We start from the raw sequence: 18,057 nt of genomic DNA, 5'->3' as shown, positions 1-18,057 counted from the left end.
TACGATGAAGACTGCGCTTATGCACAATTTAGCGAAAAAACGTATTGCCGTAGTGGGGCTAGGTTTATCTGGCTTAGCTACGGTGCGTTTTTTGCTTAGCATGGGCGTTAAGCCAATACTTATGGACAGCCGCACTAAACCTGCAGGGCTGGAGCATATTTCCGCTGAAAAAGTAGACGGTATTTATCTGGGTGAGCTAGACGCAAACCGGCTTGCTAAAATGGACATGATTGTTCTAAGTCCGGGCTTGTCTCCTACACATCCGGCGATACGCTTTGCGGTTGCTCAGGGCGCCGAATTGCTTGGCGATGTCGAGTTGTTTGCCCGCGTTAACGACAAGCCAGTAATTGCAATTACCGGATCAAATGGTAAGTCTACCGTGACAAAACTGGTTGAAGCTATGCTAAAAAGCAGTGGCGTCAAGGCGTTAGCGGCTGGCAATATTGGTTTACCAATACTTGATGCGGTAGCACAGCACGATACCGACGTCTTTGTATTGGAATTATCCAGTTTTCAATTGGATACCACTTACAGTCTTCATAGCGTGGCTAGCTGTATTTTGAACGTAAGCGCCGACCATCTTGACCGCTACCACACTATGGCGGCTTACACCGCGTCGAAGCAGCGGGTGTACCAACATACTCATCTGGCGGTGTTTAATTTAGATGATGTCGCTACAACGCCAGAACAAGCAGAACATACTCTAGGTATTACTCCAGCCGACAATACTTTTGGTATTGCAGATCTTAACGGAGAACGCTGGATAGTGATTGACAAAGAGCCACTACTTCCAGTCAGTGAGATGACGCTTTTTGGCGCTCACAATGAATTTAATGCTTTAGTGTCTTGCAGTCTGGCATTGGCGGCAGGTGCTAGCCGTGCCGGTATTGTGCAAGCGTTAAAGCAGTTTGAGTCGTTACCACATCGCTGTGTGTTGGTGGCAGAAAAAAATAATGTGCGCTGGGTTAACGATTCCAAAGCAACCAATATAGGTGCCACGTTTGCTGCTATTGCCGGCTTACGGGCTTCTGTAGCCGGCAAACTTATTCTTATCGCTGGTGGTGATGGCAAAGGCGCCGATATGGCAGAGCTGTTACCGGTACTAACGCGAGATGTGCAAACCCTTATTACGTTAGGTAAAGATGGTCCTGCAATTGCTTCACTTCATCAAAATAGTGTGCAGGTTAAAACCTTACACGATGCGGTGAAACAGGCTGCAAAAATAGCGCAAGCAGGTGACATGGTGTTGCTATCGCCGGCGTGTGCCAGTTTAGATATGTTTACCAGCTACAGCGACCGGGGTGAGCAATTCGTTGCCGCGGTAAAAGCGGAGGTGCTATGAAACAGCTAGCACTGCATGCGTTAAAGCAACCGCTACAACATCCCATGCAAAGTATTCGCAATTGGTGGCGTGCTGACGATGATGCGACATATGACAAACTATTTTTAACCTTACTGCTATTGATTGTCGCGGTAGGTGTGGTGATGGTGACCAGTGCTTCGGTGCCTGTAGCAACCCGCTTATACGACAACGAGCTCCATTTCACTATCCGCCACCTGGTCTACCTTGGTATTGGGCTTTCAGTCGGATTAGTCGTACTCAATATGCCAGTACAATGGTGGCATAACAGTAATATGTTGTTGTTATTTGCTGCATTAGCGCTGCTTGTGGCGGTATTGCTATTTGGCCGAAATGTAAATGGTAGTACGCGCTGGCTGGCAATTGGTCCCATTGGTTTGCAGGCTGCTGAGCCAGCAAAGCTATTCTATTTTGTTTATTTAGCAAGTTACTTAGTACGCAAACATGAAGAAGTGCGCGAAAACTTTAAGGGCTTTGCTAAACCTTTGATTGTGCTATTTGCCTTTGCCGTGTTGTTACTAATGCAGCCAGATTTAGGCACGGTTATTGTGATGTTTGCGACCTCGGTCGCGCTACTGTTTTTAGCCGGCGCCAAGTTATGGCAGTTTTTTAGCCTTATTTTTACCGGCCTATTGTCAATTGGCGTGTTAATTGTCTATAGCGAATATCGTTGGAAACGGGTAACCGCATTTCTGGATCCCTGGGCTGATCCGTTTGGCAGTGGTTATCAACTTACCCAATCGTTGATGGCCTTTGGCCGTGGTGGTTGGCTTGGTCAGGGATTAGGTAACAGCATTCAAAAGCTAGAGTATCTGCCTGAAGCACATACCGACTTTATTTTGGCCGTTATTGCTGAAGAAACAGGCTTCATTGGTGTAACAGTGTTGCTGTGTATGTTGTTTATGTTGGTATATCGCGCGTTATGGATTGGCCAGCGTGCACTGGCAAAACAAATGAGCTTTCATGGTCTTCTTGCTTATGCATTGGCGGTATGGATTGGCTTCCAATCGGCCGTCAACATCGGCGTTGCAACGGGGGCCTTACCGACAAAAGGCCTGACACTGCCCTTTGTTAGCTCAGGTGGCAGCAGCTTAATTATTATGCTCGCTGCGGCAGCCTTATTGCTACGTATCGATTTTGAAGTCCGACTTAAAGGCAAACAAGCTATTGCAGGAGGTCGGCATGACTAAACCCTGCATTCTGATCATGGCTGGCGGTACTGGCGGGCATATATTCCCAGCACAAGCGGTTGCGTCTTCGCTGCATGATGCCGGTTGGCAGGTGCATTGGTTAGGCACGGCAAATCGGATGGAAGCGATACTGGTGCCGCAGTTTGGCTGGCCGTTTCATACCATTGACGTTTCAGGTTTGCGGGGCAAAGGCTTGATGTCACTGCTTAAAGCACCCTGGATGCTAGTGCAGTCGGTGTGGCAAGCTTTCAACGTACTGAAGAGGATAAAGCCGGATCTGGTGCTTGGCTTTGGCGGCTACGCCAGTGGCCCCGGTGGCGTTGCTGCCTGGCTACAGCGTACCCCCTTGTTGATACATGAACAAAATGCCGTTGCCGGCAGCACCAATCGAATGCTGTCACGGCTGGCACGTAAAGTGATGGTGGCGTTTCCTGCGGCGTTTGCAGGCGATGCCAAACAGTATGTGGTAGGCAACCCGGTGCGTGCAGAGCTTATCAATATTGCGGCAAAGCATGATTACAACGGCGCGTTAAAAATATTGGTGGTTGGCGGAAGCCTTGGCGCCAAGGTATTAAACGACTCATTGCCGGCGATATTTGCTCAGGCTGCTGTGCATGGCAGTCTGATGGTGCGGCATCAAACAGGCAATGCCTTACTGGAACAAACTGAGCATGGCTATCAGCAGCTGACGAGCGCAAACTTAACTGCCGAAGTAAGTGCGTTTATCGACGATATGGCTAACGCTTACGCTTGGGCTGATTTGGTGATATGTCGCGCAGGCGCCTCAACGGTAAGTGAGCTGGCGTGTGCCGGTGTTGCCGCGATATTTGTGCCATTACCTTCGGCGATAGATGATCATCAAACGGCTAACGCTCGCTGGTTAAGTGAGCAAGGTGCAGCCTTGTTATTACCCCAGACACAATTAACTTCGGAGAACCTGCTGCCAATGCTGCTAACGTGGCTACAGGATAAAGCAGCGTTAGAACAAATGGCCGTTAAAGCGCGTGCCTGTGCGTTAGATCAAGCAACCGCACAGGTAGTGGCGCTGTGTCAGCACACCGTGGCTGAGCCAGTAACAGGACAACAAATATGATAACTACTCCACAGCAGAAAAAACTCGCGATGCGACGGGTTGAGCGCATTCACTTTGTTGGTATCGGCGGCGCCGGTATGGGCGGTATTGCGGAAGTATTAGTAAACGAAGGATATAATGTTTCAGGCTCCGATCTTGCGCCTAATGCTGTGACAGAGCGGCTGGTTAGTTTAGGCGCCAGTGTCACTCTGGGCCATAGCGCGGTTAATGTTGAAGGTGCCAGTGTTGTGGTGGTGTCAAGTGCAATTAATTTAACTAACCCGGAAATCGCCGCAGCCCGTGAGCTACGCATTCCTGTAGTTCGCCGGGCAGAAATGTTAGGTGAATTAATGCGTTTTCGTCATGGTATAGCTGTTGCTGGTACCCACGGAAAAACCACTACCACCAGTTTATTGGCGTCTATCTTTGCCGAAGCGGGCACTGACCCCACCTTTGTTATTGGTGGTTTGCTTAATTCTGCCGGGTCAAATGCACGTTTAGGTGCAGGTCGTTACCTTATTGCTGAAGCAGACGAAAGTGATGCCTCTTTTTTACATTTGCAGCCGCTGGCCACCGTGATCACCAATATTGAAGCGGACCACATGGACACCTATCAAGGTGACTTTGAGAAGCTCAAAGCAACCTATCTGGAGTTTTGTCATAACCTGCCTTTTTATGGTGTTGCTGTGGTGTGTATTGATGACCCGGTATTACGCAGCTTAATTTCGCAAATTGGACGTACGGTTTTAACCTATGGTTTTAGTGAGGATGCTGATTTTGTTATCAGCGAATTTAGCCAGAGTGGCACACAAAGCCAGTTCACCATTACCGATAATAATGGTAACCAGCGAGAGGTAGTGCTTAATTTGCCAGGCAGGCATAACGCTTTAAATGCTACTGCAGCTTATGCGTTGGCGTTGGATGAGGGAATTGCCGAACACGCTATTTTACAGGCATTGAGCAAATTTGAAGGTATCGGCCGGCGTTTTCAGCAATATGGTGAATTTGATACCGGTAATGGCCGCGTATTATTGCTAGACGACTATGGCCATCACCCTACGGAAGTTGCCGCAACAGTAGCAGCAGTGCGTGCGGCATGGCCTGAACGGCGTTTAGTGATGGCATATCAGCCGCACCGGTATACCCGTACCCGCGATTTATATGAAGATTTTTCAAAGGTCTTATCTAGCGTAGACAAATTGCTTTTGTTGGAAGTCTACAGTGCCGGTGAAGCACCGATTGCCGGAGCTGACAGCCGCAGCTTATGCCGTTCTATACGGGCACGTGGCACGATAGACCCCGTATACGTTGCTGAGCCTCAAGAACTAGCGCCTAGTTTGGCGACCGTGCTGCAAGATGGCGATGTACTCTTAACCCAGGGCGCTGGCAATATTGGTGCTTTAGTCAAACAACTGGCTGCAATGCAGTTAAATATTCAACAACTTAAACTCAGCGCAGGAGAAAAGGCATGAGCAGTACCGTAAGTGCTTTTGGTAAGGTTGCGGTGATGTTTGGCGGTAATTCAGCTGAACGCGATGTGTCGCTGCGCTCCGGTGCTGCAGTGCTTAAAGCGCTAACAGATGCGGGTGTGGATGCGTTTGCATTTGATCCACAGCAGCAAGCGCTTACTGAACTGGTTGAAATCGGAGCTGAGCGGGTGTTTATCGTATTGCATGGCCGCGGTGGTGAAGATGGCACCATGCAGGGGGCATTGCAGCTGCAGGGTTTACCTTATACTGGCAGCGGCGTACTCGGTTCGGCACTTGCCATGGACAAAATTCGCTGCAAGTGGTTATTTCAGGCACAGCAGTTACCAACAGCGCCTTTTGCGGTAGTGCATAGCAATGATACTGACTTTGCCGGCGTTTTAGCCAGCTTGGGTGGTAAAGTAATGGTTAAGCCCGCCAATGAAGGCTCCAGTATTGGTATGAGCGCGGCGAGCACAGCAATAGAGTTACAACAAGCCGTTACGGCTGCTTTGCAATACGACAGTGAGATATTAGTCGAACGTTGGATAACTGGCCGTGAGTTTACGGTTGCCATGTTAAATGATCAGGTTTTGCCCATAGTTGAAATGCGCACGCCACGTGCTTTTTACGATTACGAAGCAAAATATCAGGCTAACAGCACCGAGTACCTGTGCCCGGCCCCGTTAGACGCTGAAGTGACTGCCGCCATGCAGCAGACTGCATTTAGTGCCTTTAAAGCAGTCGGTGCATCGGGTTGGGGTAGGGTTGATATAATGCTGGACAACAGCGGCCAGCATTATTTGCTCGAAGTAAATACCGTGCCGGGTATGACTGAGAAGTCGTTAGTGCCGATGGCCGCTAAGGCAGCGGGCTTGAGTTTTCAACAACTGGTGTTGGCCATATTGGCGCAAACACATGGGAACAAATAGTCATGAACCTGCGTTTGCCGAAGCTGCAATTTAAACAACGTCCGGCGTTTTATGCCGGGGTGCTGTTTTTTATTGCCGCCATGCTGACGCTAGGTTGGGGTGCAGTTAAAGTATCAGACTGGCTGCAAAGCCAGCAAAGTGCACCTGTACGGCACGTTAGGCTGTACGGTGATTTTAATCATATTAACTCCGGCGTATTGCAACAAATTTTGCAGCAGCAGTATGTTGGTAACTTTTTTAGCGTGAATGTGGATCAGGTACAGCAGTTCTTACTGCAACAACCTTGGGTATATCAGGTAGCCGTGCGCAAACAATGGCCTGATGCCCTGGTTGTGGTTGTTACAGAACAACAGCCGGTAGCTATTTGGAATCAGCAGCGATTATTAAATGAGCAGGGTGAGGTATTTCAAGCACCCTTACAGCAGCTGAAAACGGAACTACCTATGCTAACCGGCCCCGAAGGCAGCCAGCAGGACGCTCTGACCATGTTCCGCCATATGCAGGGCTTACTGGCCCTGCATAAATTTAATGCAGTAGCGCTGGGGTTAACCGAGCGCTTTTCCTGGCAGTTAAGCTTAAGTAATGGTGTGGCGTTGAAGTTAGGTAGAGATGATACTCTGAAACGGGTACAGCGTTTTATAGAGCTGTATCAGGTGATCAGTCAACATAAAACCGACGCTGTCGCTGAAGTAGATTTACGCTACGACACTGGCATAGCGGTGCGTTATAGCACTGAACAAAAGAGAAAAGCATGACGAAGTCGTTAGATAGAGATTTGATTGTTGGCCTTGATATCGGCACTGCACAAATTAAAGCGGTGGTAGGCGAAATTACGGCAGACGACAAACTTAGCATTGTAGGTGTCGGTACTCATGTATCTCGTGGCATGGATAAAGGCGGTGTTAACGATTTAAATCTGGTGGTTCAAGCTGTTCAACGCGCTATTGACGAAGCTGAGTTGATGGCTGATTGCCGGGTTTCTTCTGTGTATTTAGGTATCACCGGAAAACATATTCGCTGCCAGAACGAAAGTGGCATGGTGCCGATTAATGACACTGAAGTAACGGCTGAAGACGTGTCTAACGTTATTCATGCGGCAAAGTCAGTACCTATTTCTGCCGAGCGCCGTATGTTGCATGTGCTACCGCAAGAGTTTTCAGTTGATATGCAAGAAGGCATTAAAAGCCCGGTTGGTATGTCTGGTGTGCGGATGGAAGCAAAAGCGCACATTATAACCTGTGCTAATGATATGGCAAAAAATATCGAAAAATGTGTTGAGCGTTGTGGCTTGCATGTTGACCAGCTTATTTTTACCTCGCTGGCATCAAGTTTTGCGGTACTGACTGAAGACGAAAAAGAACTGGGTGTCTGTGTCGTCGACATGGGCGGCGGCACTATTGATATATCAATTTATACCAATGGTGCCTTGCGTCATACCGCGGTTATTCCAGTAGCCGGAAATCAGGTTACCAGTGATATCGCCAAAATATTTCGTACGCCAATCAGTCATGCTGAAGACATTAAAGTGCAGTATGCCTGCGCACTTCGCAGCATGGTGGGCAAAGAGGAAAGTATTGAAGTACCCAGTGTTGGCGGCAGGCCTGCGCGGTCTATGTCCCGTCATACCTTGGCTGAAGTAGTAGAGCCGCGCTATCAGGAATTGTTTGAGCTGGTACTGGAAGAAATTCGCAGTAGTGGCCTTGAAGAACAAATTGCCGCCGGCGTTGTGCTAACCGGAGGCACCGCCAAAATGGAAGGTGCGGTAGAGTTTGCCGAAGACATTTTTCAAATGCCGGTGCGCGTAGGGCAGCCTATGCATGTTACCGGTTTAAAAGAATACGTACAGGACCCGGCCTACGCCAGCGTAGTGGGGTTATTGCTGTATGGTAAAGACGCACGCACTCAGCAGAAAAAAAATGCGGATGTGCGGGATTCAGTTGGCAGTTTCTTTAAACGGATCAGCAGCTGGTTCAAAGGCGAATTTTAAAGTAAGCGTAGAAACGGAGAGAGAGCTATGTTTGAGTTAATGGAAAACCACAGCGAAGAAGCTGTAATTAAAGTGATTGGTGTTGGCGGCGGCGGCGGTAATGCAGTCGAGTATATGGTTGCTAGCAATATTGAAGGTGTAGAGTTTGTCGCGGCGAATACCGATGCACAGGCACTGCGTAATTCTTCAGCACACATCACGCTGCAGTTAGGCGCGAACGTAACTAAGGGTTTAGGCGCAGGCGCTAACCCTGAAATTGGTCGTCGCTCAGCAGAGGAAGATCGTGAGACAATTAAAAAAACCATTCAAGGCGCAGATATGATTTTTATCGCAGCCGGCATGGGTGGTGGTACAGGTACTGGTGCAGCGCCAATCGTGGCCGAAGTGGCGCGTGAACTGGGTATCTTAACTGTAGCAGTGGTTACTAAGCCATTTCCGTTTGAAGGTAAAAAGCGTACCGCTTTTGCTGATGAAGGTATTCTGGAACTGAGCAAGCACGTTGATTCACTGATCACCATTCCAAATGACAAGTTATTAAAGGTACTTGGTAAAGGCACCAGCTTACTGGATGCGTTTAAAGCAGCGAACAATGTGTTGCTGGGTGCAGTGCAGGGTATTGCCGAACTGATTACCCGTCCGGGATTAATCAACGTTGACTTTGCTGACGTACGTACTGTGATGTCAGAAATGGGTACTGCCATGATGGGTAGTGGTCGTGCTTCTGGCCCTGATCGGGCAGAAGAAGCTGCCGAGCAGGCCATTTCCAGCCCGCTGTTGGAAGATATTGATTTGTCGGGTGCGAAGGGCATTTTGGTTAACATTACAGCCGGTTTAGATATCAGCATTGATGAGTTTGAAACCGTAGGTAATGCAGTTAAAGCGTTTGCCTCTGAAAACGCGACTGTGGTTGTAGGTGCTGTTATCGACCCGACGATGCAAGATGAATTGCGGGTAACCGTTGTTGCAACGGGTATCGGTATCGATCGCCGCCCAGATATCAGCTTAGTGCCGAGCAACCGCCCGGTAGAGACGCAAAAACCGTTTTATGGCACTCATGGTGGCGCAGCACTGAATCCAGAAGTACAACATACTAAATTGGAGCAGCCGCAGGCAGCGTCAGCTAAGCCTCAGGCTGAAAGTAAGGCAAATATCGATATATTTGATATTCCGGCGTTTTTACGCAAACAAGCCGACTAAGTCTATACTGAGTCGCAGGCAAGGCCGACAGCAGGATTAAGCTGCTGTTCAGTGAAATTTGGCATAATTGCCACGTTATGCTATGCTTCGCCGCCATTTTGTGATTGCTTAAATTTTGAGCAGGAAGAAATTATGATTAAACAACGTACTATCGACAAGACAGTAAGCTCCATTGGAGTGGGATTACACAAAGGCGAAAAGGTTACGCTTACTCTCCGACCTGCGCCGGATAATACGGGCATTGTGTTCCGTCGTGTCGATCTTAACCCTGTTGTCGATTTTAAAGTAAAGCCGGAATTAGTCGGTGATACAGTAATGTGTACCTGTTTAATTAATGAAAATGGCGTGCGGTTATCCACCACTGAACACCTGATGGCGGCCATTGCCGGGCTGGGAATCGACAACTTAGTTGTTGAAGTAGACTCAGCCGAAATTCCTATTATGGATGGCAGTGCCAACCCCTTTGTCTATTTACTACTTGAAGCCGGTGTTGCAGAACAACGCTTAGCGAAAAAATTTATTCGCATCAAAAAAGCGGTACGGGTTGAAGATGGTGATAAATGGGCAGAGTTGAAGCCTCACCATGGTTTTAAAATTGATTTCGCCATCGAATTTGCTCATCCGGTCATCGCAGAAACCACCCAACATATGGTAATGGATTTTTCTGCTGCGGGTTTTATTAAGGATATTAGTCGCGCCCGTACTTTTGGTTTTTTACATGAAGTAGAGTACTTACGAGCTAATAATCTTGCACTGGGTGGCAGCTTTGATAATGCTGTGGTATTGGACGAATACCGAGTGCTGAACCAAGATGGTTTGCGCTATGACGATGAATTTATTAAGCACAAAATTTTGGATGCCATTGGTGACTTGTATATGGCAGGTTACAGTATTTTGGGCGAGTTTAAGTCTTTCAAAACAGGTCATGCACTGAATAACCAGTTATTGTGTGCGGTACTTGCCAATCAGGAAAACTGGGAGTTTGTGAGTTTTGAAGACAAAGCACAGATGCCTATTTCTTATTTAGCGCCGCAATTGGCGTAACGTCAGCTTAAAAGCAACATAAAACCCGGTTCTTACCGGGTTTTATTATTTTTGATATCGGCGTTTTGCGCGAGTTTTAGCAGTGCCTGTTTTAACGCGCCATCACTACCTTTTGCCACGGCCCGCAATGCTACAGCTGCGCTGGCAGATAAATGATGGCTGTTTTTTTGAGGTATTGGCACTTGCAGTTTATTGATCTGGCCATTTGGAGAGGCCTCTATGTCAATTCCTGCCAAATCAGGCAAGATTTTTCGGCGAAAATTGTCTAGAATGGCGTCGCGCTGCAATTTTAAACGGGTTAGCCAGGGCGCAGAGGCAGATAATATGACTGCCCGGCCATCGCGAATGCAGCTAACCTGGCAGAAACTGAGCTGCTCAAGTTGGAGTACCTCAGCAAGTACCTGATTTAGCTGTTGCACCAAGCTAACCTGTTGCTGCTGCAAAGCTAACGTGCTGTGCGATAACACCTTACTTATGTCCTGAGGTTTTTGTGTATAACGGGCCATTGCTTCTGTGCCTTTGCAGCATTATATATATTGGCCCAGTGTAGCAGCTTCTGTGAAGACAAAGAATGTTGCACCTTGAAAGCGTTAGCATTGGTCACCATATCTGGCGTAATATGCTGGGGTTTTAATCTTATTACTGGTCGGGCCGAGCGCCGCCAGGGCTGCACTGCAGTTTTAACTTAACATGGTATTTGGATAATGTTTGGAAAACTTTTTACCAAATTATTTGGTAGCCGCAACGACCGCTTCTTAAAAAAATTAGAAAAACAAGCACAGCAGATCAATGCGTTAGAGGCAGAGTTTGAAGCCTTATCCGACGACCAGCTGAAACATAAAACACAAGAATTTAAACAACAACTAGCCGATGGCAGCACGTTAGATGACCTCTTACCGCAGGCATTTGCAACTGTGCGCGAAGCCAGTAAGCGGGTGTTTGGTATGCGCCACTTTGATGTGCAGTTAATCGGTGGCATGGTGCTGCATCAGGGCAAAATTTCTGAAATGCGTACCGGTGAGGGTAAAACCTTAACGGCAACCTTGCCCGCTTACCTGAATGCGTTAAGTGGCGGCGGTGTTCATGTTATTACCGTGAATGACTATCTGGCCCGGCGCGATGCACAGACCAATGCGCCGTTATTTTCTTTCCTGGGATTAACCGTGGGTGTAAACGTTCCTGGTATGGCGCCGCATGAAAAGCAACAGGCTTATGCTGCGGATATTACTTACGGTACAAACAATGAATTCGGCTTTGATTATTTGCGCGACAATATGGCGTTTTCGCCAGCAGATCGTGCTCAACGTGATCAAGCATTTGCCATTATCGATGAAGTGGATTCAATTTTAATCGACGAAGCCCGTACACCATTAATTATTTCTGGTCCGGCTGAAGACAGCTCAGAGCTGTATAAACAAATTAACGTACTGGTACCACAACTGGTTAAGCAGGACAAAGAAGACGAAGAAGGTGCTCACGGCGATGGCCACTTTACCGTCGATGAAAAAGCCCGCCAGGTGTATTTAACTGAACAAGGTCAAATAAAAGTTGAAGACATGCTGCGTGAGCATGGCTTAATTCAAGAGCATGACACCTTGTTTTCAGCGGCTAACATTACCTTGCTGCATCACGTCTATGCTGCACTGCGGGCGCACCAGCTGTTTAAGCGCGACGTTGATTACGTCGTAAAAGAGGGTGAGATCATCATTGTCGATGAGCACACAGGTCGCACAATGGAAGGCCGCCGTTGGTCAGAGGGTTTGCACCAGGCTGTTGAAGCCAAAGAAGGCGTTAAAATTCAGAACGAAAACCAAACGCTGGCATCCATCACATTCCAGAATTACTTCCGGTTATATGACAAACTGTCTGGCATGACAGGTACAGCTGACACTGAGGCTTTTGAATTTCAGCAAATCTATGGTCTGGAAACGATTGTAGTGCCAACTAACCGGCCGATGGTTCGTAAAGACATGGCTGATTTAGTTTACTTAAATGCTGAAGATAAATATCAGGCGATTATTGCCGACATTATTGAAACGCGCGATGCCGGACGGCCGGTGTTGGTGGGTACTGCATCAATTGAAAGCTCAGAGTACTTATCTAACCTGTTAAACAAAGCCAAAATTAAGCATCAGGTACTGAACGCCAAGTTCCACGCGAATGAAGCGCAAATTATCGCTCAAGCCGGCCAACCTGGTACGGTAACCATTGCAACCAATATGGCAGGTCGTGGTACAGACATCGTATTGGGCGGTAACTTGCAGGCCGAATTGGCGGCACTGGGTGCTGACGCTACTGATGCTGATAAAGAAAAAGTGAAAGCCGAATGGCAAGTGCGACACGATGCGGTAATTAGCGCGGGTGGCTTGCATATTATCGCTACTGAGCGTCACGAATCACGCCGTATTGATAACCAGTTACGTGGTCGTTCAGGCCGTCAGGGCGATCCGGGTTCAAGCCGATTTTATCTGTCGCTGGATGACAGCCTGATGCGTATTTTTGCTTCCGACCGTATGGCTGGGATGATGCGTCGTTTGGGGATGGAAAAAGGCGAAGCGATTGAGCACCCTTGGGTAAGCCGTGCCATTGAAAATGCACAGCGCAAAGTTGAAGCGCGTAACTTTGATATTCGTAAGCAACTGCTTGAATTTGATGATGTAGCAAACGACCAACGTAAAGTGGTGTACGAACAGCGTAACGAGCTGTTAGATGCGACTGATATCAGTGAAACCATCACTGCAATCCGTTTTGATGTTATTGACGGTATTATTAGCCAGTATATTCCGCCTCAGTCCCTGGATGAGATGTGGGACATACCAGGTTTAGAGCAACGCTTAAAAGCCGACTTCTTAATGAATTTGCCTATTACGCAATGGTTGGCAGAGGATAAGAAGTTATTTGAAGAAAAGCTTCGCGAGCGTATTCAACAAGAAGTTGAAAAAGCGTACAGCGACAAAGAGCAAATGGTTGGCCCAGACGTATTACGCCAATTTGAAAAAGCAATTATGTTACAAAGTTTGGATACGCACTGGAAAGAGCATTTGGCGGCAATGGATCACTTGCGTCAGGGCATTAACCTGCGTGGTTACGCACAGAAGAACCCGAAGCAAGAATACAAGCGTGAAGCCTTCGAGTTGTTTTCTACTATGCTAGAAAACCTGAAGATTGATGTTGTCGGTGTATTAGGCCGGGTTCAGGTAAAAGCGGCTGAAGATGTTGCCGCGGTTGATGAGCAACGCCGAAAAGCGGATGCCGTACCACATGCTTATCAACACGCCCCGGCTGAGCAGGTTAGTGGTAATGTGCCAGACGATTTACCACGCGGTCCGGTGTTTCGCGAACAAGATAAAGTAGGTCGTAATGATCCCTGTCCTTGTGGCTCAGGTATGAAATACAAACAGTGTCACGGTAAGTTAGTTTAACCAACTCGGTGGCACAGGGTTAACGCAAAGTCAGCTTAAGCTGGCTTTGTTGTTTTAGACTAGGGTGTTATTTTGCAAGGTAAGACAATGCAGCAAACAAACAGCATGGTGAAGGTTGTTCATGTGGCCGTCGGGGTGATATTGCGTGATAGTCAGGTTTTACTGGCGCTACGCAGCAGCACACAGCATCAGGGCGGTAAATGGGAGTTTCCCGGTGGCAAGGTAGAGGCTGGTGAAACAGTGCCACAAGCGCTTAGCCGTGAGCTGTATGAAGAGATAACCATTACCGTAACACAAAGCAGCGCTTTTATGCAGCTAGAGTACGCCTACCCCGAGAAAACGGTATTGCTGGATATATATCTGGTTACCGGCTTTGACGGCCAGCCGCATGGCCGTGAAGGGCAACCGCTACGCTGGGCAAGTTCAACCGAGTTGAGCACTATCGAATTCCCCGATGCAAATCAGCCCATCGTTGAGCGTATCCAAGAGTATTTGTCACAGAGCTAACACACAGATGGTGTTAGTGTTTGAAAAAATTGTTGTCCTGTGCAATAAATTCTTGTTCCAGCTCTGCTAGATATTCTTCTGACAAGGCCGCATCTATTGGTGCCTTGTCGGGAATACGGTGGTTTTCTGCTGCCCAGTCGCCCAAGTCTATTAATTTGCAACGTTCAGAACAAAACGGCCTGAAGGGGGCATCAGCCGACCAGACGACATCTTTATCACAGGTAGGGCATTTAATTTTCATAACGTAACTCCGAATTCAGTTGCCGTCATTCTAGCATTTTCAAGTCTATTGTTTGAACGTTAACAGCATGCCAATTGAAAACTGACATGTTTATCACTATTACTGCGGCCGGTTTCTTCGCAAAGCTGCATGAACCTGATGGCATAGCGATATTTGTTGCCACTGACTGTTGGGTAAGCATGTTCTAGCGGTGTGTAGCGAATACGCAATAGCTCGTGTTGCTCGGTATTACTTTGGTAAAATCCGTTCTTGGCCTTTATCTCAACAAAGGCGCCTTTCTCGCGAGTAAAACCCAGTATAAAACTAACAGCCTGCTGCACCAGGCTAAGTTCGCTACACCACTGCTGTGCGGCGGGTTGACGCAGCTCAATGGCTAAGTTAAACCAATAGTGCAATTGTGGTACATCAAAATAGCAGGTGCCGCCAGGTATGGCGAAACGTTGTCGCAGTGGGGCGAGAAACTTGTCGTCTTTTAAATTACCTACCAGCTTGCCATTGCGTAACAGCTCACTTTGTAAGCGTACAGCTTGTTGCAATACCGGTGTTAGCTTATCGTCAGACACCGATGGATGTTTAGACCATGCAACCAGGGCTGACTCGGTTCGTTCGCAGTCTTTAATCAGTTCAGGCCGGATATCATTACGATCTAACACATCTATCACTTCAAACAGTACGTTAAAAAAAGCTTGTTGCTGCCATTCATTTTCAAGCGACGTTAAATTTTGCAGTTGATTATGTAAGTGTTCTAGGCGCAAATAGGTGCGCATTTTTTCATTGAGTGGGTGTTCATAAAGTATTTCAGTCATTGGTATGTTGTTACACCTGTTAGGACAACACACTCAACGCCAGAAACTACTGTGATGTTGCCTGCAACAAATACTGCTTATGCAGGGCGGCAACTTTAGCGGGCAATTCAGAGAGACTGCTGTCATTAGTAATAATATCGTCGGCCAGTTTCAGCCGTTGCGTACGCGACATCTGTGCAGCCATTATGGCATTAATCTGTTCAGCATTGGCTGCATCACGTGTCATCGCGCGTTCTAGCTGCAGGCTTTCAGGTAAATCTATAACCAACACCCGTTGCACATATTGGTTTAGCTTGTTTTCCAACAATAAGGGTGCCACCAGCAAAGCGTAGGGTGACGTTAGCGTGTGCAATTGCTCGAGTAGCTGCTGCCTTATTGCAGGATGAAGCAATTGTTCCAGCCAGGCTTTGTCGGAGGCATGGCTAAAAATATGCTGCCGCAGTTTATGGCGGTTTAATTCGCCATTTGCTTGCAAAATGGTGTTACCAAATCGCTGTACAATTGCCTGAAGGCAAGGCGTGCCAGGTAACACCACTTCACGTGCCACAATATCTGCATCAACATAGCCAACACCTAAGTCGGCAAAAAGCGTAGCAATGGTGCTTTTGCCGCAGCCTATGCCACCGGTAAGGCCCACTACAAAGCCCGACATTACACGCCTAAATAGCGTAGATAGGCGTTTGTTAGTTGCTCACCCCACAGCATAGCTATCCAGCCTGCGGCGGCGATGTAAGGGCCAAAAGGTATTGGTGTCGCCTTGTCCTTACCCTGCACACTTAGTAATGTAATGCCCACTACCGCGCCAACGCACGACGACAATAGAATAATCAGTGGCAACTGCTGCCAGCCTAACAAAGCACCAAACACGGCCATTAACTTAAAGTCACCGTAGCCCATGCCCTCTTTACCGGTAAGCAGTTTAAATAGCCAGTATACCGACCATAAACTAAGGTAACCTGCAGCGGCGCCAATAATGGCCTGTGAAGGATTAACAAAGGCTGAATCTGACAGACTAAATACCAGTACCAACCACAAGAGAGGTAACGTTAATTGATCAGGCAGTAGCATCCTGTCGATATCAATAAACGTGAGTGCAATAAGCGCCCAGGTAATGATAATAAGTAACAACGCCGGAACACCAAAACCCAACTGCCACGCTACGACACCAGACATAACCGCAGTAAGCGTCTCTACAGCCGGGTAGCGCTTACTAATCGGTGCGCTACAGTTGCGGCATTTACCGCCTAATAGCAGCCAGCTAAGCACGGGTATATTATCTCGTGCCTTAAGTTGTGCATTACAGCTAGGGCAGGCAGAGCGTGGCACGGCCAGGTTAAACTTACCAGCCTCAGGCTGCGTTTGGTCCGCGTTAAAATAGGCCTGATATTCTTGTTGCCAGTCGTTTTCCATCATTTTTGGCAGCCGGTAGACCACCACATTTAAAAAGCTGCCAATCATCAGGCTAAAAATAATTACTAAACTGATAAATAACGTTTGATATTCTTGCAAAGTGATAAACAGTTCCTGCAATCTATTATCTCCCTACAATATCACCAAGTTGGAAAATTGGCAGGTACATAGCAATAATTAAGCCACCAATAACTACACCCAAAACAGCCATAATCATTGGCTCAAGTAGTGCGGTTAGGCCATCTACAGCATCATCTACTTCTTGCTCATAAATATTGGCCACTTTGCCCAGCATACCATCGAGCGCGCCTGACTCTTCACCTATAGATACCATCTGCACCACCATTTCAGGGAATTGGTCGGTTTGTTTCATGGCTAAATACATTTGATTACCTGAGGAGACTTCTTCCCGAATAAACAAGATGGCGTTTTTATACACTTCGTTACCGGCGGCGCCTGCAGCAGACTCTAACGCTTCAATTAATGGCACGCCGGCAGCAAAGGTGGTAGAGAGTGTACGTGCATAACGTGCGACTGCGGCCTTATTTAATATATTGCCAATAACGGGCAGTTTAATGATGCGACCGTCTGCCCAGGTCCGAAACGTTAAGTTATTGGCATAGCTTTTTTTCACCATGTAGCCAATTGCCACTACTACACCTAAAACAATCCACCAGTATTTTTGCATTAATTCCGATATGCCTAATACAAATAAGGTAAATGCGGGTAGCTCAGCCCCAAAGCCGGCAAAAATTTGGGCAAATTGTGGAACCACAAAAATTAACAAAATAGAGGTAACGATTGCTGCAACGACGACAACAGCTATCGGGTAAAACATGGCTTTTTTAATTTTAGATTTAAGTGCCTCAGCCTTTTCTTTATAAACGGCCAGGCGGTCAAAGATCGCATCTAATGAGCCTGATGATTCACCTGATTTCACCAGGTCACAATATAATGCATCAAAATACTTAGGGTGTTCGCGCAAGGTGTCTGACAACGGTAAACCAGCTTGTATTTTTACCGATATCTTCTGCATTAAAGTTCGCATATTTTTATTGTCAGAGCCATTAGCTATCAAATCAATTGATTGCACTAACGGCACGCCAGCACCCAGCATGGTGGCTATTTGTCGGGTAAAGATCGCGATATCTACTGGTTTAATCGGTTTGCCTTCGCCAAATAGCGATTTCGGTTTGCGCTTAACTCCCGATGGCGTAATGCCTTGCTGACGCAGTAAGGCTTTTACTTCCGATATGCTGGTGCCTTTAATTTCACCGTCAACTTTTTTACCGCGCCGGTTTACGCCCTTATAGCTAAATGCTTCCAGCTCTTTTATTTTAAATTGTTGTGCCTGAGCCATAATTGTATCCTGTTGCTGAACTTAAACGCACTTTCTAAGCGGGGTAAATTGCCGCACCGCTTA

At 47.4% G+C, this 18,057-nt stretch carries 17 protein-coding genes; 11 read left to right on the top strand and 6 right to left on the bottom strand.

What is annotated here, in order from left to right:
- Positions 1–4: 4 nt before the first annotated feature.
- The 9 genes from murD (at position 5) to lpxC (ending at position 10,248) form a co-directional block, all read left to right on the top strand.
- Positions 5–1,342, top strand: coding sequence for a UDP-N-acetylmuramoyl-L-alanine--D-glutamate ligase (murD, locus tag H595_RS0108795; protein WP_205623200.1), 1,338 nt, complete (start codon positions 5–7; stop codon positions 1,340–1,342).
- Positions 1,339–2,550, top strand: coding sequence for a putative lipid II flippase FtsW (gene ftsW, locus H595_RS0108790; protein WP_027670882.1), 1,212 nt, complete (start codon positions 1,339–1,341; stop codon positions 2,548–2,550). Before murD ends, ftsW begins: the two co-directional genes overlap by 4 nt.
- The gene (murG, locus tag H595_RS0108785) at positions 2,543–3,643 is read left to right on the top strand and encodes an undecaprenyldiphospho-muramoylpentapeptide beta-N-acetylglucosaminyltransferase (RefSeq protein ID WP_027670881.1); all 1,101 of its coding nucleotides are present in this window, start codon (positions 2,543–2,545) and stop codon (positions 3,641–3,643) included. The genes ftsW and murG overlap by 8 nt, the downstream gene beginning before the upstream one ends.
- Positions 3,640–5,094 (top strand): UDP-N-acetylmuramate--L-alanine ligase, encoded by a 1,455-nt coding sequence (gene murC, locus H595_RS0108780; protein WP_027670880.1) that lies wholly within the window; start codon positions 3,640–3,642, stop codon positions 5,092–5,094. Before murG ends, murC begins: the two co-directional genes overlap by 4 nt.
- Complete coding sequence (locus H595_RS0108775; RefSeq protein ID WP_027670879.1) at positions 5,091–6,020, top strand: D-alanine--D-alanine ligase; 930 nt, start codon at positions 5,091–5,093, stop codon at positions 6,018–6,020. Before murC ends, H595_RS0108775 begins: the two co-directional genes overlap by 4 nt.
- Before the next feature lie 2 nt (positions 6,021–6,022).
- The gene (locus H595_RS0108770; RefSeq protein WP_027670878.1) at positions 6,023–6,775 is read left to right on the top strand and encodes a cell division protein FtsQ/DivIB; all 753 of its coding nucleotides are present in this window, start codon (positions 6,023–6,025) and stop codon (positions 6,773–6,775) included.
- Complete coding sequence (ftsA, locus tag H595_RS0108765) at positions 6,772–8,007, top strand: cell division protein FtsA (RefSeq protein WP_027670877.1); 1,236 nt, start codon at positions 6,772–6,774, stop codon at positions 8,005–8,007. Before H595_RS0108770 ends, ftsA begins: the two co-directional genes overlap by 4 nt.
- Positions 8,008–8,034: 27 nt before the next feature.
- The gene (gene ftsZ / locus H595_RS0108760; protein ID WP_027670876.1) at positions 8,035–9,204 is read left to right on the top strand and encodes a cell division protein FtsZ; all 1,170 of its coding nucleotides are present in this window, start codon (positions 8,035–8,037) and stop codon (positions 9,202–9,204) included.
- A 132-nt stretch (positions 9,205–9,336) separates the two neighbouring features.
- The gene (lpxC, locus tag H595_RS0108755) at positions 9,337–10,248 is read left to right on the top strand and encodes a UDP-3-O-acyl-N-acetylglucosamine deacetylase (RefSeq protein WP_027670875.1); all 912 of its coding nucleotides are present in this window, start codon (positions 9,337–9,339) and stop codon (positions 10,246–10,248) included.
- A gap of 32 nt (positions 10,249–10,280) precedes the next feature.
- Here lpxC and H595_RS0108750 read toward each other — a convergent pair whose 3' ends face one another.
- Positions 10,281–10,754, bottom strand: coding sequence for a DciA family protein (locus H595_RS0108750; RefSeq protein ID WP_027670874.1), 474 nt, complete (start codon positions 10,752–10,754; stop codon positions 10,281–10,283).
- Positions 10,755–10,952: 198 nt separating this feature from the next.
- Between H595_RS0108750 and secA the strand changes: the two genes are divergently transcribed.
- Entirely contained in the window at positions 10,953–13,670 is a 2,718-nt protein-coding gene (secA, locus tag H595_RS0108745; RefSeq protein WP_027670873.1) for a preprotein translocase subunit SecA, read from the top strand.
- 87 nt (positions 13,671–13,757) lie between these two features.
- Entirely contained in the window at positions 13,758–14,177 is a 420-nt protein-coding gene (mutT, locus tag H595_RS0108740) for an 8-oxo-dGTP diphosphatase MutT (RefSeq protein ID WP_205623199.1), read from the top strand.
- 13 nt (positions 14,178–14,190) lie between these two features.
- Here mutT and yacG read toward each other — a convergent pair whose 3' ends face one another.
- Genes yacG through H595_RS0108715 form a run of 5 tightly spaced genes read right to left on the bottom strand, consistent with a single transcriptional unit; the run spans position 14,191 to position 17,994 of the window.
- Positions 14,191–14,418 carry a DNA gyrase inhibitor YacG gene (gene yacG, locus H595_RS0108735; protein ID WP_027670871.1) on the bottom strand — a complete coding sequence of 76 codons (228 nt, stop codon included), beginning with the start codon at positions 14,416–14,418 and terminating at the stop codon, positions 14,191–14,193.
- Between the two features lie 59 nt (positions 14,419–14,477).
- The gene (gene zapD, locus H595_RS0108730; protein ID WP_027670870.1) at positions 14,478–15,224 is read right to left on the bottom strand and encodes a cell division protein ZapD; all 747 of its coding nucleotides are present in this window, start codon (positions 15,222–15,224) and stop codon (positions 14,478–14,480) included.
- Positions 15,225–15,270: 46 nt separating this feature from the next.
- Positions 15,271–15,876, bottom strand: a complete 606-nt coding sequence (gene coaE / locus H595_RS0108725) for a dephospho-CoA kinase (protein ID WP_027670869.1) — start codon at positions 15,874–15,876, stop codon at positions 15,271–15,273.
- On the bottom strand, positions 15,876–16,754 hold the full coding sequence (locus H595_RS0108720) for a prepilin peptidase (protein ID WP_027670868.1): 879 nt from the start codon (positions 16,752–16,754) through the stop codon (positions 15,876–15,878). Before H595_RS0108720 ends, coaE begins: the two co-directional genes overlap by 1 nt.
- A gap of 4 nt (positions 16,755–16,758) precedes the next feature.
- A complete protein-coding gene (locus tag H595_RS0108715; RefSeq protein ID WP_027670867.1) occupies positions 16,759–17,994 on the bottom strand; it encodes a type II secretion system F family protein in 1,236 nt (411 codons plus the stop codon).
- Positions 17,995–18,057 lie beyond the last annotated feature (63 nt).

It is taken from the genome of Rheinheimera baltica DSM 14885 (assembly GCF_000425345.1).
Taxonomy (GTDB): domain Bacteria; phylum Pseudomonadota; class Gammaproteobacteria; order Enterobacterales; family Alteromonadaceae; genus Alishewanella; species Alishewanella baltica.
The sequence above is the reverse complement of the archived record's forward strand: the minus strand, read 5'-3'. Positions and strand labels throughout refer to the sequence as shown.